Annotated in this window: 17 protein-coding genes; 5 read left to right on the top strand and 12 right to left on the bottom strand. The window is 45.1% G+C overall.

All coding sequences use genetic code 11. The features are described from left to right. Position 1: 1 nt before the first annotated feature. The 5 genes from folE to ACFSN5_RS04700 form a co-directional block, all read right to left on the bottom strand. Positions 2 to 565, bottom strand: coding sequence for a GTP cyclohydrolase I FolE (folE, locus tag ACFSN5_RS04720; RefSeq protein ID WP_165211256.1), 564 nt, complete (start codon positions 563 to 565; stop codon positions 2 to 4). Positions 566 to 837: 272 nt separating this feature from the next. Continuing rightward, a complete protein-coding gene (locus tag ACFSN5_RS04715; protein WP_165211259.1) occupies positions 838 to 2091 on the bottom strand; it encodes a bifunctional folylpolyglutamate synthase/dihydrofolate synthase in 1254 nt (417 codons plus the stop codon). A gap of 94 nt (positions 2092 to 2185) precedes the next feature. Further along, positions 2186 to 3073, bottom strand: coding sequence for an EamA family transporter RarD (gene rarD / locus ACFSN5_RS04710; RefSeq protein ID WP_165329249.1), 888 nt, complete (start codon positions 3071 to 3073; stop codon positions 2186 to 2188). Next, positions 3066 to 3926, bottom strand: coding sequence for a homoserine kinase (gene thrB, locus ACFSN5_RS04705; protein ID WP_165211265.1), 861 nt, complete (start codon positions 3924 to 3926; stop codon positions 3066 to 3068). Before thrB ends, rarD begins: the two co-directional genes overlap by 8 nt. A gap of 1 nt (position 3927) precedes the next feature. Then, positions 3928 to 5214, bottom strand: a complete 1287-nt coding sequence (locus ACFSN5_RS04700) for a homoserine dehydrogenase (protein ID WP_165211268.1) — start codon at positions 5212 to 5214, stop codon at positions 3928 to 3930. Positions 5215 to 5337: 123 nt separating this feature from the next. Between ACFSN5_RS04700 and ACFSN5_RS04695 the strand changes: the two genes are divergently transcribed. Further along, entirely contained in the window at positions 5338 to 6600 is a 1263-nt protein-coding gene (locus ACFSN5_RS04695; RefSeq protein ID WP_165211271.1) for a hydroxymethylglutaryl-CoA reductase, degradative, read from the top strand. A 123-nt stretch (positions 6601 to 6723) separates the two neighbouring features. On the opposite strand, the gene ACFSN5_RS04690 is transcribed toward ACFSN5_RS04695, so the two are convergent. Both ACFSN5_RS04690 and ACFSN5_RS04685 read right to left on the bottom strand, forming a co-directional pair. After that, positions 6724 to 8562, bottom strand: coding sequence for an acyltransferase family protein (locus ACFSN5_RS04690; protein ID WP_165211274.1), 1839 nt, complete (start codon positions 8560 to 8562; stop codon positions 6724 to 6726). A 603-nt stretch (positions 8563 to 9165) separates the two neighbouring features. Next, the gene (locus ACFSN5_RS04685; RefSeq protein WP_165211277.1) at positions 9166 to 9372 is read right to left on the bottom strand and encodes a DUF6440 family protein; all 207 of its coding nucleotides are present in this window, start codon (positions 9370 to 9372) and stop codon (positions 9166 to 9168) included. Between the two features lie 160 nt (positions 9373 to 9532). Here ACFSN5_RS04685 and ACFSN5_RS04680 point away from each other — a divergent pair, with 160 nt between their 5' ends. Then, positions 9533 to 9997: a DUF1836 domain-containing protein gene (locus ACFSN5_RS04680; protein ID WP_004225821.1), complete on the top strand. Its 465-nt coding sequence runs from the start codon at positions 9533 to 9535 to the stop codon at positions 9995 to 9997. Next, positions 9969 to 10622 carry a PAQR family membrane homeostasis protein TrhA gene (locus tag ACFSN5_RS04675; RefSeq protein WP_165211280.1) on the top strand — a complete coding sequence of 218 codons (654 nt, stop codon included), beginning with the start codon at positions 9969 to 9971 and terminating at the stop codon, positions 10620 to 10622. Before ACFSN5_RS04680 ends, ACFSN5_RS04675 begins: the two co-directional genes overlap by 29 nt. A 61-nt stretch (positions 10623 to 10683) precedes the next feature. Here the strand turns inward: ACFSN5_RS04675 and ACFSN5_RS04670 are convergent, their stop codons facing one another. From ACFSN5_RS04670 to mvk, 5 genes are all read right to left on the bottom strand, one after another. Continuing rightward, the gene (locus tag ACFSN5_RS04670) at positions 10684 to 10908 is read right to left on the bottom strand and encodes a DUF4649 family protein (protein ID WP_165211283.1); all 225 of its coding nucleotides are present in this window, start codon (positions 10906 to 10908) and stop codon (positions 10684 to 10686) included. An 80-nt stretch (positions 10909 to 10988) separates the two neighbouring features. Then, complete coding sequence (gene fni, locus ACFSN5_RS04665) at positions 10989 to 11984, bottom strand: type 2 isopentenyl-diphosphate Delta-isomerase (protein WP_165211286.1); 996 nt, start codon at positions 11982 to 11984, stop codon at positions 10989 to 10991. Continuing rightward, the gene (locus ACFSN5_RS04660; protein WP_165211289.1) at positions 11981 to 12979 is read right to left on the bottom strand and encodes a phosphomevalonate kinase; all 999 of its coding nucleotides are present in this window, start codon (positions 12977 to 12979) and stop codon (positions 11981 to 11983) included. Before ACFSN5_RS04660 ends, fni begins: the two co-directional genes overlap by 4 nt. After that, complete coding sequence (mvaD, locus tag ACFSN5_RS04655) at positions 12972 to 13916, bottom strand: diphosphomevalonate decarboxylase (protein ID WP_165329248.1); 945 nt, start codon at positions 13914 to 13916, stop codon at positions 12972 to 12974. Before mvaD ends, ACFSN5_RS04660 begins: the two co-directional genes overlap by 8 nt. Further along, positions 13898 to 14776 carry a mevalonate kinase gene (gene mvk, locus ACFSN5_RS04650; protein ID WP_346773313.1) on the bottom strand — a complete coding sequence of 293 codons (879 nt, stop codon included), beginning with the start codon at positions 14774 to 14776 and terminating at the stop codon, positions 13898 to 13900. The genes mvaD and mvk overlap by 19 nt, the downstream gene beginning before the upstream one ends. A gap of 187 nt (positions 14777 to 14963) precedes the next feature. Here mvk and ACFSN5_RS04645 point away from each other — a divergent pair, with 187 nt between their 5' ends. Beyond that, positions 14964 to 15353: a hypothetical protein gene (locus ACFSN5_RS04645; protein ID WP_165329246.1), complete on the top strand. Its 390-nt coding sequence runs from the start codon at positions 14964 to 14966 to the stop codon at positions 15351 to 15353. Between the two features lie 273 nt (positions 15354 to 15626). Then, on the top strand, positions 15627 to 16799 hold the full coding sequence (locus ACFSN5_RS04640) for an IS110 family transposase (RefSeq protein ID WP_398600534.1): 1173 nt from the start codon (positions 15627 to 15629) through the stop codon (positions 16797 to 16799). Positions 16800 to 17125 lie beyond the last annotated feature (326 nt).

The raw sequence follows: 17125 nt of genomic DNA, 5'->3' as shown, positions 1-17125 counted from the left end.
CTTAAAACTCCTTGATCAAGTGCAATAATTCTTGGCGTTGGTCCTTATCTTCTTGAAAGGTACCGCGCGCAACCGTTGTCACCGTCTTACTGCCAGGCTTTTTGATTCCTCGCATAGTCATGCACATGTGCTCAGCTTCGACCATAACAAAAACTCCCTTAGGAGCCAAGGCTGCTTCAAGCGCTGTCGCTACCTGTTCTGTCAGGCGTTCTTGCAACTGGGGCCGCTTACTGGCTACTTCGACAGCCCGGGCCAATTTAGACAGACCCGTTACCTTGCCTTGATTGGGAAGATAGGCCACATGGGCTACGCCGTAAAAAGGCACCAAGTGATGCTCGCACATAGAATAAAAAGGAATATCCTTAACCAAGACGACTTCCTCATGATTTTCGCTAAAGACAGCTGTAAATTGATCCTTGGGATTTTTATCCAAACCAGCAAACATCTCAGCATACATTTTTGCCACGCGCTTAGGGGTATCTATAAGCCCTTCACGCTGGGGATCTTCACCAATAGCTTCTAGTAACTGATAGATGGCTGCTTCTGCTTTTTCTTGATTGATCATAATGTCCTCTTAAACTTGATGCTTTCATAAGATACAAAGGGACGGCTCGCTTTAACGAAAATGCCTGACAGAGAAATAGAGACTTGACGCTGAGTGCTGGCACACAAGAAAAGTCATTTTTCTCCGAAGGAATTAGTCCCGTGTTCAATTCATAAGATACTAAGCCGTTAAGCACTCCAAATAAAATAGGGAACCTGACAATGAATCGCAGAGATTCAAGGCAGGTGAGTTTTTTCACAGGCGTGTAACGGTTTAATTCCCTTCATTATACCCTATTGAAGGGAATTCTTCAAAAGCTCCCTGCGAACTTGGGAGATAAAATAAAGGGAACCTGTTATCAGATAGAAATCTGCTGAATCTTCCTGATAAACCTGATTCAGCCAAGTCTTAAAATCAGCCACCCGCTCATAACCCTGAGGGTAATCAGCTAAGGCTAAACTATTGTGATAAGGAAAGGTTGTCACAGTGATCTGGCCTACTCCGTCTAATTTTTTCAGCATGGTAGCGACTGGTTTGGTATCAATGGCAGCAAAGAGAATCCGAATCTTTCGATCGCCATAACCTTTCTGCAGTAGTTCCACCAGTGCCTGAATACTTTCATTATTGTGGGCTCCATCAATCATTAGATTGGGCCTTAGGAGCTCTGTTCGCCCCAGCCATTTGGCTCTTGCCAATCCTTCACGAATCGCTTTATCATCCAACTTTGGATAGCGATCCTTAAGAAGCAAGGCTGTTTCAATAGCTAGAGCTGCGTTAGCCACCTGATGCTGGCCAGGCATGACTAAAGCTAAATCACTTATAGTCGTCGAGCTATTGCGAAAGGTCAAGGCCTTATCAGACATCATCAACGTAAACTCTTGCTTCCATTCATAAACAGGCGAACCAACTGTTTGAGCTCGCTCCAGAAAGACCTGTCTGGCTTCTTCCTGAGCTACAGCCATGACCAAGGGCTCACCAAGCTTGAGCACACCTGCCTTATTCTGAGCGATTTGGCTATAAGTCTCCCCCAGCACAGCTTGGTGATCCAACCCGATAGAGGGGCAGACAACAGCAAGAGCTTGGAAAAGATTGGTCGCATCATCGCGTCCGCCCATGCCAGCTTCAATAACAGCCAAATCAACAGGATGCAGGCGACCAAAATAAAGAAACATAATAAGACTGATAACTTCAAATTCAGTCGCAGCTTCTAAAGATTCTGGCAAGGCCTCGACAACTGGCTTAACCAATTTTACACAAGTGACCAAGTCTTCTTTTGGCATCAGCTGACCGTCCACAGAAATCCGCTCCCTAAAATCAACAATATAAGGAGAAGTAAAGGTACCGACCCGATAGCCTGCTGCTGTAAAAATATGCTGGAGATTATTGACCACCGAGCCTTTACCGTTAGTTCCGACCACATGAACAGCCTGCAAATTTTCTTGAGGATCTCCCAACTGCTCCAGCATCCAAGCCATCCGCTCGATACCAGGTTTAATCCCAAATTTCAACCGGCTGTGAATCCAAGCTAGTGCTTCTTGATAATTCATCTCTTTCCTTCCTTAAAAGCTTTAAAAGTACAGGGGACACAAGTATCCTCATCGTTTGCCAGTATAGCACAGGGCAACAAAAATCCCGACTTAATCAAGTTTTCTGCCTTTTTAGTAAAAGAATCTGACCGATAACAAAGAGACCAATCGCCAGCCAGATGAACACCAAGCCATAGAGCTGACCCTGACTGAGACTTTCCTTAAAAATAGTCAGGGCAATCAGGAGCTGAATGGTCGGATTGAGATACTGAATAAAACCAATCAAATTCAAAGGGGCTCGCTTGAGACTCTCCGCATAGAGCAAGAGAGGAATGGCTGTGACTATCCCCGATAAGGCCAGAAGGATATTTTCCAGCAGACTGTAACCTGCCAGTGTTTCATGACTGAAAAAAATCAAGTAGACCAGCACAAAAGGCAGAATAATGCCGGCTTCAAACAGCATAGCTACATCGCTGGATAGCCGGATTCCCTTTTTCAACAAGCCGTAAAATCCAAAAGTAAAAGCCAGTAGCAAAGCAATCCAAGGCAGGTGACCGGTCTGCCAGACCAAGACTCCCACCCCCACTGCCGCCATAAGAACAGCCAAGCTAGTAGCTGGTGTCAGACTTTCCTTAAGAATAACGAGGGCCAAAAGCACCGAAACCAGTGGCATCATATAATACCCCAGACTGGATTCAGTCGCATGACCATTGGCTATCGCATAGATGTAGGTCAGCCAGTTGATGGCGATCAAAAAGGCGGTTGCCACAGCTCGATAGAACTGCCGCTTGTCCAGCCAAAGCTCCCTAAACTCATGCCTATAGCGCTGACGGCTCTTGCTAATCAACATATAGACAGCCATAGTCAAAAGGGTCCAAATAATCCGATAAGAAAAAGTACTGTAAGCATTAACCCTAGCCAAGAGTTTCCAGTAGAGAGATAAAAAAGCCCAGAGCAGATAGGCTGATACTCCGAGCAAAAGTCCCTTATGCGTTTTAGTCAAGACGAACACCTTCCTCATCAACTGTCAGGACAAAGGTTTGACCGTCCAGTCCCAAGTCATCTAGGGCAGTTTTTAAGGCCGACCCTTCTCCTTGCGGGACCAAACTCATGACTGTCGGGCCAGCCCCTGATAAGTAGGTTGCATAAGCTCCGAACCCTTGAGCGAGATCCTTAATCGGAGCGAATTCCTTGACTAATTTTTGACGATAAGCCTCATGGAAACGATCCCCTTGGATAGCCTTACCAGCCGTCAGCAAGTCTCCTGTTAAAAGACCGGCAATCGCCACATTGGCGATTGAGGAGGCCGCTACAGCTTCCTTATAAGCCATAGAAGTCGGCAGAACACCTCGGCTGTCACTGGTTTTTAATTCATAGTTGGGAATAAAAGCGACGAAATCGCAGGCAGGAAAATCAGCTCTAACACCAGAAACTTGTCCATTAACATAGGAAGCAACCACTAGCTTGCCGAAGATAGCTGGTGCAACATTGTCCGGATGACCTTCAATCTCTGTGGCTAAACGGAGCTTTTCCTGTTTGGAGAGATGTAACTGTGCTAATTGATCGGCTAGCTCAATCCCTGCTACAATAACTGAACTAGAGGATCCAAGTCCCCGAGCCAGAGGAATATCGGAAATCATCTTAATGCGATGAGGGGTCAAATTAGGGGCGACCTTTAGAGCCGTTTTAACCAAAAGGTTATTAGCATCAGTTGGTATATCCCCCAAATCATGTTCAACTTGCCAGTCAGAACTAGTCTCAAGCACCTCAATAGTCAAATATTTAGAGAGAGCCACTCCCACCGAATCAAAACCCGGACCTAGGTTGGCCGACGTTGCCGGAACTGTAATTTTCATCTTAGTCTCCCAATACCTTAAAGCTGTTCAAGAGAGTAAAATCACTTTGGGCTTTTAATTTTGCCTTGACATTTTCTAATTGGGTCAGACTGAGAGCGTGGGTCACAATAACAATCTGTGCTTTTTGGCCATCTCCTCTTTGTTGCAGAACTTGGGAGAAGGAAACATCTTCGCCATTGAAGATTTCAGCCAAACGCAAGATTTGCCCCTTCTTGTCTGGAACAGTCAAAGAGAAATAATAGCCACTCTTGACATCAGCTGGATTAGCCAACTGAGTTGGACGGCTGAATTCATTGAAAGATTTACCAACATTACCGTCTACAATACGGCGGCCAATGCGGATAATATCTGCTACAACCGAAGTCGCTGTTGGTTTTTGCCCCGCACCAGGACCGTAATACATAGACTCACCGATACCGATGGACTCAACAAAGACAGCATTCATAACACCGTTGACACTAGCCAGAGGATGCTCCTTAGGCAAGAACGTTGGAGACACTTGGGCAGAGATGCCAGAATCTGTCTCACGAACATCACCAACCAACTTGATGACATAGCCTAATTCTTGAGCGACTGCAACATCATCAGGTGTAATGGTGGAAATGCCTTGATGACTGACATCCTCAAAATCAATGGTCATGCCAAAGCCAAACTGGCTGAGAATCACCGCCTTGTAAGCAGCGTCGATTCCTTCCACATCATTGGTCGGGTCGCTTTCTGCATAACCCAGCTCTTGAGCAGTCTTCAAAGCGTCTTCGTAGGTCCAGCCTTCATCAACCATCTTGGTCATCATAAAGTTAGATGTCCCATTGAGCACACCCAAAATGCGTGTCACCTTGTCTGACGTTAAAGAATTAGCCAATGTCCGTAGAACTGGAATACCACCTGCCACGGCCGCTTCATAGTAGAAAGCCAAACCCTTGTCTTTAGCTAGACCAATAATGTCCTTACCGTGGGTAGCAATCAGGTCCTTATTGGCGGAAACCACATGTTTGCCTGCTTCCAAAGCCTTAGTGATAAAAGTCTTGGCTGGTTCAATCCGCCCCATCAATTCAACGACGATGTCAATTTCTGGATCTTTTACAATGTCATCAACATTGGTGACAAAATGATAATCATGACCGGCTGCTAAAAGACGGTTCTTTTCATCATCGTCCTTGACCAAGACCTTAGCAATAACAAACTCATCCTTAGCTGCTGCTGTAATTTTATCCCCATTTTCCTTGAGCAAAAATGGGATCCCGCTAGCAACTGTCCCAAAACCTAACAATCCAATTTTTATAGCCATAATTTTACCTCATTAACGAATATTGATACCTCCCCATTATAACAAAATCCCTTGGGAAGTTACAGAAAATCAGCGCTTATGGTATAATTCAAGAAGAAATGACGAACAAAAAAGAGGACAAACATGGTATCTTGGACAGGATTTGCTAAAAAGAGCCCGCAGGAGCGGCAGCAAGCTCTCAAAAACAATCAGGCATTATCTCAAGCGAGCTTCGAAAAATTAAATAAGGAAGAGCTTCTTCCGCTTGAAACTGCCAATCAGATGGCAGAAAACTTGATTGGTCGGCTAGCCTTACCGATGAGTTTGGCGCCTGATTTCTTAGTCAATGGCCAGACCTATAATCTCCCCATGGTGACTGAAGAGCCTTCTGTCGTAGCTGCTGCTTCCTATGCAGCTAAACTCATTAAACGCTCAGGCGGCTTCACCACCGAGATCCATCAGCGGCAGATGCTGGGGCAGGTTGCGCTTACGGGCTGTAATGATTGGCAGTCAGCCAAAGAAGCTATTCTAGCTCGCAAGGCAGACCTAATTGACTTGGCAAATCAAGCTCATCCTTCCATCGTTAAGAGAGGTGGCGGTGCCAGAGAGCTGACCGTAGAAGAAAAAGAAAACTTCCTCATCATCTATTTAGCAGTCGATACTCAGGAAGCTATGGGAGCCAATATGGTCAATACTATGATGGAAGCCCTAGCGCCCAAACTAGAAGAGCTTTCTGGCGGACAAAGCCTCATGGCCATTCTATCCAATTATGCAACGAATAGTTTGGTGACCGCCCAATGTGCAGTTGACTTACGCTTTCTCAGCCGTAACAAAGAAGAAGCTGAGAAACTAGCTGAGAAGCTGGAGCAAGCCTCCCAACTGGCCCAAATTGACCCTTATCGAGCGAGTACCCATAACAAGGGGATCTTTAACGGTATTGATGCCTTAGCTTTGGCCACTGGCAATGACTGGCGGGCTATTGAAGCAGGCGGTCACACCTATGCTGCTGCTTCTGGCTCCTATCGTGGGCTTTCACAATGGACCTATGATAGAGAGGCAGGTAAAGTTAGGGGAAATCTGACCCTGCCCATGCCAATCGCGGCCAAGGGCGGATCTATTGGTCTCAATCCCAGTGTTAGCGTTGCTTTTGACCTGCTAGGGCAGCCAGATGCAAAAACTCTGGCTGGACTTATCGTTTCTCTGGGTCTGGCTCAAAATTTCGCTGCCCTCAAGGCCTTGGTCGGGAAGGGCATTCAGGCTGGTCACATGAAGCTGCAGGCCAAATCCCTAGCCTTGCTGGCTGGAGCAACTGAAAAAGAGATTCCATCGCTCGTTCAAAAGCTCCTAGCAGCCCAGCATCTTAACTTGGAAACTGCTCAAAAAATTTTAGCTGATATCAGAAAATAACCCCAACGCTAAAAGGACTTAAGCTGTCGCTTAAGTCCTTTTAGTCTTCTTAAAAAGAAGACCAAGCTGGTGTTATTCATTATAAGTCACCCACTACACTTGACAATGAGCCTCTTAAAAATGCTATTTCGAGATAGTATCTGCAATCACCTTGGTATAGGCAACAGCTCCTTGCTCGTTAGGGTGGGTCATATCCTCGCTCAATAACTGACCTTCCTTATCATGAGAGGTGGCATACCAATCAACAATATGTAGGTTATCATACTTTTGATCCGCAGCCGTCAACACTTGGTTAACATCATTGGTCCAGTAGTATTGGGATTTTTCCAAATTGATATTAATCCAGTAAACCTGCCGACCACCTGCAGCCTGCATGACCTGATCAATCTGGTCTGCTGTCAGGGTTCCGCCGTTTTCATCCCGGTTAATGCCAATACCAATAACCAAGGTATCTAAGTCAGGATGATTGGCTACTGCCTCTTGAACCATCTCTAGAGTATGCTGAGGCTTACGACCGATCGCCCCATCAAAGAAGGCATTGGGAAAAACTTCCTGCAAATCATCGTAAGTCATAGCAATCATAGAATCACCCAGAATGCCAACCTTCTTTTGGTTGACAATGTCGTACTCTTCCTGGCTAATTCCATACTTATTGAGAATAGCAGGGTCTGCTGGCGTCCCAGGTGCCTGCTGTGCCTGTCCCTGCTGCTTCATCTTGGCTTCATTTTGTTTGAGGTGGTCAGTAATCTTGTTTTGAGCAGAGGTCTTGTCTGGAGCCGTAAAGACTAAGAAGAGAGCACCGACTACCGCCAAAGAAACGAAGAGCGTGATAGGCCATTTGACAAGGGAAGTCCAAGCATGGCGCTTATCTTGATAAAAGCTCTTAATCTGCTGCCAAGTGATGCGTCGCAGAGGAACTTCTACCAATCGATAAGTGATCTCCGTCAACAGGACAACCAGAACTAGCGCAATCAGAACCGATAGAGGCGACTTGGGATTAGGCAATTTTAATTCTGCAAAGGTCAGAACTGGAATCTGCCAGAGGTACATCCCATAAGAACGCGTCCCCAGATAGCTGGTCACGGGATTAGACAGCCACTTGTTGGCCGATAATTTGGGGTGAACGATAATGGCAATCAGGACACAGCTGAGAAAGGAAAAGAGCCACATACCACCGCGATAAGTGAACCATTCTTGGTCAGGCAGAGCAAAGAAACAAATGGTCAAGACTACCAGAGTAATGATGCCCATACCATTGAAGATTTGACGGTCCCAACTGGAGAGTTTAATCTTTTCAACCTTGTCGCTGGGATAGATAAAGGCCAGAGCTGCCCCCATCAGAATCGAAAAGAGCCGCGTATCTGTTCCATAGTAAATCCTTGTCGGGTCCACATGGGCCTTGTAAAGCAGAGACATTTCCACGAAGGAAAGCAGCAAAATAATATCAAGGACATTAAAAATAAGCGTTCTGTTTTTGCGGAAAATACGCATGAGAACAATAATAATCAAGGGCCAAAAAAGATAGAATTGCCCTTCGATAGACAGACTGTAAAAATGCTCAAACGGTGCCTCAGCTAGTAACTTAGCAAAATAAGACCCCCCTTTAGCAATCTGCCACCAGTTATTAACCGAGAAAAAACTGGATAAGAAGACATGACGCATGCCATTGAGCAGATTGGGCTGGAAAAAGTACATATAAACTGTGCTCAAAAGCATAACGGCAATCATATTGGGGTAGAGCCGCTTAAAACGCCGCAAAAGAAAAGCCTTAACAGTAATCTTGCCAGTCGCTTCGTACTCTCTCAGCAACAGATCAGTAATCAAATACCCCGATAGTACAAAGAAGAGCGCGACGCCAAGATAGCCTCCCTTGAAAATTGCTGGATAAATATGGTAAAAAATGACGGCCAAGAGACCGATGGTTCGCAAGCCGTCAAAACCAGTAATGTAACGTTTTTTCATGTCCCAATCCTTTATGCAAAAGCTGTTGTCATCAAAATATAACATAAAATAGCGGACTAGGCAAATCTGTTTAAGGTTGAAGATCGAAATAACATAAAGCTCTCATATTCTGGCGAGGCTGGACTTTTTATACGTAATCTTCAGAGATTACAATGCTTTGTGGGTGAGGGCTAAGCTATCATGGCTGTTTGTCCCAGACTCCACTGCTGGCTGGTTTTTCTGCTGCCACAAGACCAAAGCGGAAAAACAAATGTGATGGACATCGTTCATCTTATTTCCAACCTCAAAAGCTCCCCACCCCCTTTGAGAGTATGCGGGGGTGGGTTAAAAAGGTCTGGGAGACCTTTTTAATCGGGAAATGGAGCTTGCAAAGCAAGTGTCAAAAACGGTCTTGAGAGAGACCGTTTCAGGTCACCACCGTAAAATTAGATCGTGGTGAGAACTAAAATTTTCAATTTTTGAGTTGACCCCACTCCCATCCTAATAATGAGTCACTTTTCATTCTGTTCTGGCTAACGCAAAAGATAAAGCAGTCAGTGCTTTTTATCATCCAACAAATTCCTCGGCCTCTCATGCTCAGACATTTTTCAAAGACCTTATTCACTAGTAGGCAGAATCTCCATCTTCTACGGGTGTGACGACCGGCTGGCCGTCCTTATCCAAGAGAGGCGTCAAACCACCGCCGGAGCTAGCACTGTGCCATAGATAGTTGACACCTGTCTTGCAATCAATCCAAATCTCAGTAATGTTATTCATCGCGGCCCTTTCTGAGAATATCTTCTTAAACCGCTTATCTTTGCTAGATTTCATTAGAACACCTCCAATTTTTATACCTATTATAACAGAAAGCTCCTCTGCATAATTTTAAATGGCTATTAAAAAATCATTTGCACACTTTTTAGTTGACCTTCGTTTTTTATAAATGTATAATCTAGTTATCAAGACTAGATGACAGGGAGTAGTTAAACAAATGACAAGCACTTATCCTAAATGGACTGATTTGCCCCAGCTGGACCTCTACTTAGATCAGGTCCTGCTCTACGTCAATCAAGTCACTAAGCCGTTAGCAACAGCAACAGACAAGGGACTGACGGCTTCTATGATTAACAATTATGTCAAGCACGGTCTGGTCGAAAAGCCTGTCAAGAAAAAATACAGTCGCAAGCAGCTGGCCCGTCTGATTGCTATCACGACTTTTAAGCCTGTCTTTTCTATTCAGGAGCTCAGTCAAGTTTTGGAACAACTAACAGCTAACGATCAGTCGCAGGCATGCTATGACGCCTTTGTCGCCTGTATGAATGAAGAAAAGGAGCAAGACATTCCTGAATTGATTGTCTCGGCCTGTCAAACTCTGAAACTCTACCACTATACTCATAAACTTGCCGAAAATCTTCAAGGAGATCACCATGAACACAGCAACTCTAAAACTCAGTAAACAATTAACTTTCGGTGAAGAAGTCGCCAATGCTGTAACCCACGCTGTCGGTTCGGCAGCTATGCTGGTCCTGTTACCGATTACGGCTTCTTACAGCTATCAAGTCTTTGGACTTAAGGCAGCGGTTGGCATGTCGGTCTTCGTCATCAGCCTCTTTCTCATGTTCATGTCCTCGACCATCTACCACTCCATGCAGTATGCCTCACCGCAGAAGTATGTCCTGCGAATTATTGACCACAGCATGATCTATATTGCCATTGCTGGCTCCTACACTCCCGTGGCCCTCTCCTTGGTTGGTGGCTGGTTAGGCTATCTCATTATCGTCCTCCAATGGGGGACCACCATCTTTGGCATTCTGTATAAGATTTTTGCTAAAGTCATCAATGAGAAGTTTAGTCTCTTGCTCTACCTACTCATGGGGTGGTTGGTTATTTTCATCATCCCAGCCATCATCACCAAGACTGGCCCGCTTTTTTGGAGTCTCATGTTAGCAGGCGGCCTTTCTTATACAATAGGTGCCTTCTTCTATTCCCGTAAACGTCCTTACGACCACATGATCTGGCATCTTTTTATCCTGCTGGCATCGGCCCTGCAATATATTGCTATTGTTTACTGTATGCTTTAAATACAGAGCACTCAAAAGAGCTAACGAGAAAATCGTTAGCTCTTTTTCTATATGGATAAGTCTAAACTCCTTCGTAAGCCGACCAATCAAAATCGACAAAGGTTGGAAAGAGTTCACCGTAAGTTCCATGAAAATCAAGATCTTTTCCCTTGTAAGTGACACTCTTAACGGGATAGTACTCCGGTACAGTTGAACAGCCCATAAGAACTCGGATAAAATCACTCGGATTTTCAAAGCTCTGCTGACGTTCAATATCATAGGCATCTCTAAAGGTCATTTCAATCATGAGATCATCTCCTTTGCCTCTAGTCTAAAACTTTTTAGCCCAGAGGTCAAAGATTCTGACTTTTCTGCTAGCCTCTGAATTCAAGAGTTAGCCTGAGCCAATTTGCCATAGAGCAAATAATCAACCTGTCTCAAATCAGCAATAGTACGACAATTAAGGGCACACATCAGCAGCCGCAGGTCCTCCTTCCAGCCATTGACGATAGCGATGGCCTTATCCAGAGGGTAGCGCTCAACGAGCTCAAGCATGGTTCGAGAAAGGCCGACTGCTCTGGCTCCCAGGACCAAGGCTTTAACCATATCCAGAGGATTTCTAACCCCACCGCTGGCCAAAATTTCAGCTTGCTCTCTAAGGTCACCTAGATTTAAGAGGGTTTGGACCGTAGATTGGCCCCAAGTGTTCAGATAGGATCGGTCCTGCTCGGCTCGCTGATTCTCAATATAGGCAAAACTGGTGCCGCCGCGTCCTGAGATGTCAAAGGTCTTAAGCCCCAAATCAAGACCGGCTTGAACAGCCTTCTTATCCATTCCAAAGCCAACTTCTTTGAGAACGAGCGGCACCGAAATAGTTTGGGCATAATCGGCTAGATTAGTCCGCCAAGATTTAAATGCTCGCTCCCCTTCTGGCATCAGCAATTCCTGCATGAGATTGACATGAAGCTGCAAAAGTAAGGGCTGCATGGCTTCCACAGCCTTTTGTCCCAATTCAACAGGCTTATCAAGGCCGATATTGGTTCCCAAAAGAACATCGGGAGCAGCTGACCGGACAGCATAAGAATCATCACTAGGATTTTTCAGGGCCGGGCTATAGGAACCCGTGATAAAAAGCAGACCACAAGCCGCCGCCACTTGGGCAAGTTTTTGGTTGACGGCCTTAGCCTTGGCAGAACCACCAGTCATGGCATTGATATAAAAAGGAAAATCCCAGTCCCGTCCAGCAAAATGAGTTTTCAGATCAATCTCCGCCAAATCATACTTGGGCAAGGAAGACTGAATCAGCTCAATGTCATCAAAACTATTGTAGGGGGACTGATAGGCCAGAGCGTGCTTGATGTGCTGGTCTTTTCGATTTGTCATAAAGATTCTTGGCAAAATAGTAGCTCAATACCAGCTACCTGCCACCTTTCTATAAGTTTTTGACTGTCATCTGAATTGAATGATAGGGCAATACCACAATCGCCTCCGCCTGAACCTGAAGACTTGGCGACAGCATCTAAATCTTGTACCGCTCCTTCTAAAACCAAAAGTTCCTCGGTATAGATGGCAGGGTGCAATTCCTTCAGCAGATGACTGGCTCCTTGCAAGGACGTCTTGATAAGCTCCTTATTCCCAGTTTCCAGACCACTGGCTGCAGTCTTGACAGCTGCTTGTGTTTGCTCTAAAAAATCAGCAGTGATGGCTGATTTAACGTGCTTAATCATATCCTTGGAAATTGCAGGCTGACCAGTCCAGCCGACGAGGAAGTCAACAGCGAGAGCAGGTTTAATGATCTCAATCTGGTAGCCCCAATCTTTAGCCAGAACGTCCACCAGACTTTCCTCTGCAATCCAAGAACGTACCTGAGCTCGGTCAAAAGCTTTAAAGAGGACCAAATCCTCATAGGCAATACAGGCCAAGTCCCCCATCGAACCGTTATCGCCACGCTTAAGAAGAATATAGGTCGCTAATTTAAAAATCAAATCAACTGACCAGTCCTGTTCATAAAAAGCAGCTAAAGCCTTAACGACTAAGATGGTCACACTGCCGCTGGAGCCAATGCCAAACTTCTTGCCATCTTTTTCGAGCTTGCCTGTGATAGACAGACGAAAGGGATGAGGCTCGAGCCCCTGACTCTTAATAAAGTCGTGAACAACTGCGATAGTTTCCTGAATCAAGCTGTAGTTATCATCTGTTTCCAAACCAACCGCATAGTCAAACATATCCGAATAGAGCTGATAGTCTCTTGCTGTCTCGATTTCCCCCGTTAGATAAATGGGAATGTTTTTAATCAAGGCCTGCTGGCCAGGTGTCAAGATAGCGTATTCACCGGCCAGATAGAGCTTGCCACCAGTTTTAACAGCATACTTAGTCATGGGCTGGGTCCTTGGTCTTTGATACAATGGTGCGGTAATGCTGCCCCAAAATTTGAGCCAGCCTATCCAAATCTTTGGTCTGACAGAGAACCTTAACATTAGGTCCTGCATCCATGGTGAAATAACAATCATATCCCTGCTCACGCAGACTTCTAACGAAATCCATAGCCTGATAGGATTCTTCTGTCAAATAAGAAAAAGGCGGATGGGCTGACCTTGTCGTCGCATGCATTCTCAGAGCATTTTCTTCTGCCAATTGGCCAACCTTGGAAAAATCATTAGCAGTCAGGTAGCCCAGCATGGCCTGATAATCAAGGACCGACTGCTCTACCCAGTCTTGAAAATCGCTCGACGTTTCTGCACAGCGTTTCATCCCTTCTCGGCTGGAAATCGTCTTGGGCTGATCATTGAGCACCAGCATAATCATGGCCAAATCCAAATCGGTCTTGACCTGGTAAATTTCACCCGAGTCCTTGTCCCAAGCAGACAGCGGTCCAAAGAAGGACCGTGCCGAGGAGCCAGAAGCAAACTTGGCATACTGAGCTAGTTCCTTTTGACTGAGACCAAAGTCAAAGAGCTGGTTGCAGGCCTTGACCAAGGCCGAAAGGCCGCTGGAACTTGAGGAAAGTCCTGCTGCTGTTGGCATATTATTGCTGGTTTCAATCTTGACAAAGGGCTGACCCTCCTTGCGGAAAAAGTCAATAATCGTAGTCATCTTAGCATGTTCCTGCGGGCTTTGCAGGACTCCGCCGATATAAAATTCATCGCCTCGAGCTCCCTCGGGTAAAAAGGACAGGTCGGTCTTGGTGTACATATTTTCCAAGGTCAGCGAGATACTGCTGGTCGCTGGTATCATCTTCTCCGCATCAGCTTTCCCCCAATACTTAACAATAGCAATGTTGGCATAGGATTTTACACTTACAGATTTTCTATCCACGTGTTTACGGCTCCTTCTTTTTCGAGTTCTAAGGCTAGAGTGTCAGCCTGCTCTTGATTACGGCAGAGGGCAATAATACAGCCGCCCAGACCACCGCCAGACATCTTAGCTCCCATAGCTCCTCGGCTTTGAGCAACTTGGACCAGATGGTTGGCCTCTGGGCTAGAAACCCCCAGCCGATCCAATTCTTGATGGGCGCGGTTCATAGCCTGGCCGATAACGCTGAGGTCTTTAGCCAGAATCCCAACCTCGATAGCATTGGCTAAGTTCCCCAAATGATGCAAATAAGGCAAGGCTTTCTCTTCCAACTCACGAACCTTGGCTACAGCCTCTCTGGTATGCCCGTGAATTCCTGTATCGGCAATCACCAGACAGGCACCCAGATCAATAGCCATTTCTGAAAAACCCAGATTGCGAATGAACTTAATCGCTGTGTCACTGAGACACGTCTTAGCGTCCAGACCGCTGGGATTTTCATGGGCAATAATTTCCGCTTGATTGGCCAGCATTTCCAAATCTAAAATAGATAGGGGCTGATCAAAATAATCAAAAACCGCCCGAATAGCTGCGATGGCTACTGCTGCTGACGACCCCATCCCCCGCTTAGCAGGAACATTAGACTCGATCTTGACTGAAATATTTTGATCCGAGCGGTCCAAAAATTCCAATGCGGCCAAAACCGCTGTAGACAGAGGGTCGTCAATGTTAATAGTCAAGGGGGCTTCGGAAGCCTGCACCTGACAGACCACTTCAATATTTTTGAGAGGAAGTGCAATAGCTGAATAGCCATATACCACTGAATGCTCACCGATTAAAATAATCTTGCTGTGAGCTCTTCCAATTCCAATTTTCTGCGTCATCATCAATTTCTTTCGTTCTATTTCTTCTAATATTTTAGCTTAAAAAAGCAAAAAAAGCGACCTCAAGCTCTAAAAAGCTTCGGTCGCAAGGAGGAAATTTGCGCAGCACAAGGGAACTGGAATCTGTCAAGTGATATTGACAGAGCCCTCAAATACCCTTATAATGATGACTAGAAAGGAATTTTACATGAATACTAATACAAAAACTAAAACACTGGCCACGATTAATGGAATCGTTGGTCTTGTCGCTGGTATCTTCCTCCTCTTTGCCATTTTGTTTATCATTGGTGCTGCAGGTGCTGAAGTTGAGAGCGATGTCCCAACAGTAACAATTTTGGTGACGATTTTTATTTACATCGTCAAATTGGCTGTCCTCATCCTCGGTATCGTCGGAGCCGTTTATTATAAAGATGACAATCGTGTTTCGGCAGCACCAAGCGTTCTGCTTATTGTTGGCGGTGCCATCTCTCTCATCCCTTTCTTTGGATGGATCGGCGGTATCCTTGCTATTATCGGTGGTTCTATCTATCTGGCAAGTTTGAAGAATTTCAACCTACCGACATCGGGACAATTTTAATAGAAGCATTTTAGCATCAAAAGGAGGCTGGGCAAGACATCCATGATGGCTCCGCCCTCACCCACAGAATAATGAAAACGGACACACAGCCCTCACTAGGTGTATAATCTTAGTGAGGGCTTTGTGGTTGACGAGTTAATGATTCTAGTAATCGAGGGCAAAACTGATCCACTCTACTGACGAGCACCCCAAAATATGCGATAAGCATGAGTATAAAAATACGACTAAAATTCGGTAGATAAGCTCTCTTATTTTAGGAAGGAGGGAATTGTCATGGATGTTCTCTATCAATCTTGTGCAGGTATTGATGTCCATCAAGCCAATATTGTTGTTTGTATTTTACATGGGTCACTCACCTCAACTCGTCCAAAGCGTGAGATGGCAACTTTTGATACAACAACTAAAGGCCTACGTGCTTGCCACGATTTTCTTAGACAATTTCATGTGGAAGCCGTTGGTCTGGAAAGCACCGGTGTTTATTGGCGACCTGTCTGGCATGCTCTATGTGATGACTTCGAGTTGATACTCGCTCAACCAGCTCACATGAAGGCCATTCCGGGTCAGAAAACCGATAAGAAAGATGCTCACTGGATTGCTAAATTAACACGGATTGGTCTGCTTCCTCGGAGTTTCGTTCCCGATGAAACCATCCAAGAATTGAGAGAGTTGACCAGACAACGAAAACATTATGTGGAAAGCCGTAATCGTGAAACCAATCGTATTCATAAAATTCTTCAGTCAGGCGGCATTAAGATAACGACGTATATCGAAGATATTATGGGTGCTTCTGGTCGTCATCTCCTTCAACTATTGATTGATAAGACGCCTATTACTCCTCGCATTGTCCATCAATCAGTTTATACCACCTTGAAGAAGAAAGTGCCACAACTTCTGGAAGCTTTGGATGGTTATTTCTCTGACCATCATTGCTTTATGTTAAAGCAGTCCTTGGAGATTTATGATTTTTATCAGAAGCAGATTGAGTTGTTGGAAGAGCGAATCAATAGCTATCTATCACAATACGAGAAACAAGTAGAAGTTTTGGATTCTATTCCTGGTATCGATGTGATTACAGCTTCTGTCATCATTTCTGAGGTTGGTGTTGACATGAGCCAGTTTCCAACTGCTGGACATTTAGCCTCTTGGGCAGGACTTTGTCCTGGTAATAATGAGAGTGCTGGCAAGAAACGCAGTACCAAGATTCGACATGGTAATTCCTATTTGAAAAAATGCTTATGTCAAGCCGCTTTTGCCGCTAGGAATCAAAAAGGAAGTCCCTTAGTGGAACGATTTTATCAGATTCAAAATCGGCGTGGTCCACAGAAAGCAACAATTGCCCTAGCACATCAATTATTAAAAATAGCCTATATCCTCTTAAAAGGACAGATGACTTATTCTGAATTTTTAGCACAGAAAAAGACTACTAGGGACGAGCTAGTAGTCTAAATATAATTTTTTTCGCTTTGATTATATCATAGGGAGGGAATTTTTGCATTCTTTGTAGTTTTCGTATAAAAACTCGTCCAGCATTCCTGTTTTAAAATTAATTCTTGGCGCAGCGGTTAGCTGGTTTTCCTTTTGCCACAAGGTCAAAGTGAAAAATCTAAATGAATGTAACGAACACATTCATCTTATTGCCAACCTCAAAGGGTCCCCTCAGACTTTTTGACCTGTGGGGGTAGAAAGGTTTCCCCAGACCTTTTTAATCGGGAATAAAGCTTGCAAAGCAAGTATCAAAAACGCTCTTCTCCCCAGAGACCGTTTCAGGTCAC

It is taken from the genome of Streptococcus tangpeifui, assembly GCF_044503215.1.
Lineage (GTDB): Bacteria > Bacillota > Bacilli > Lactobacillales > Streptococcaceae > Streptococcus > Streptococcus tangpeifui.
Note: the sequence above shows the minus strand (reverse complement) of the source record. Positions and strands in the feature narration are given on the sequence as shown.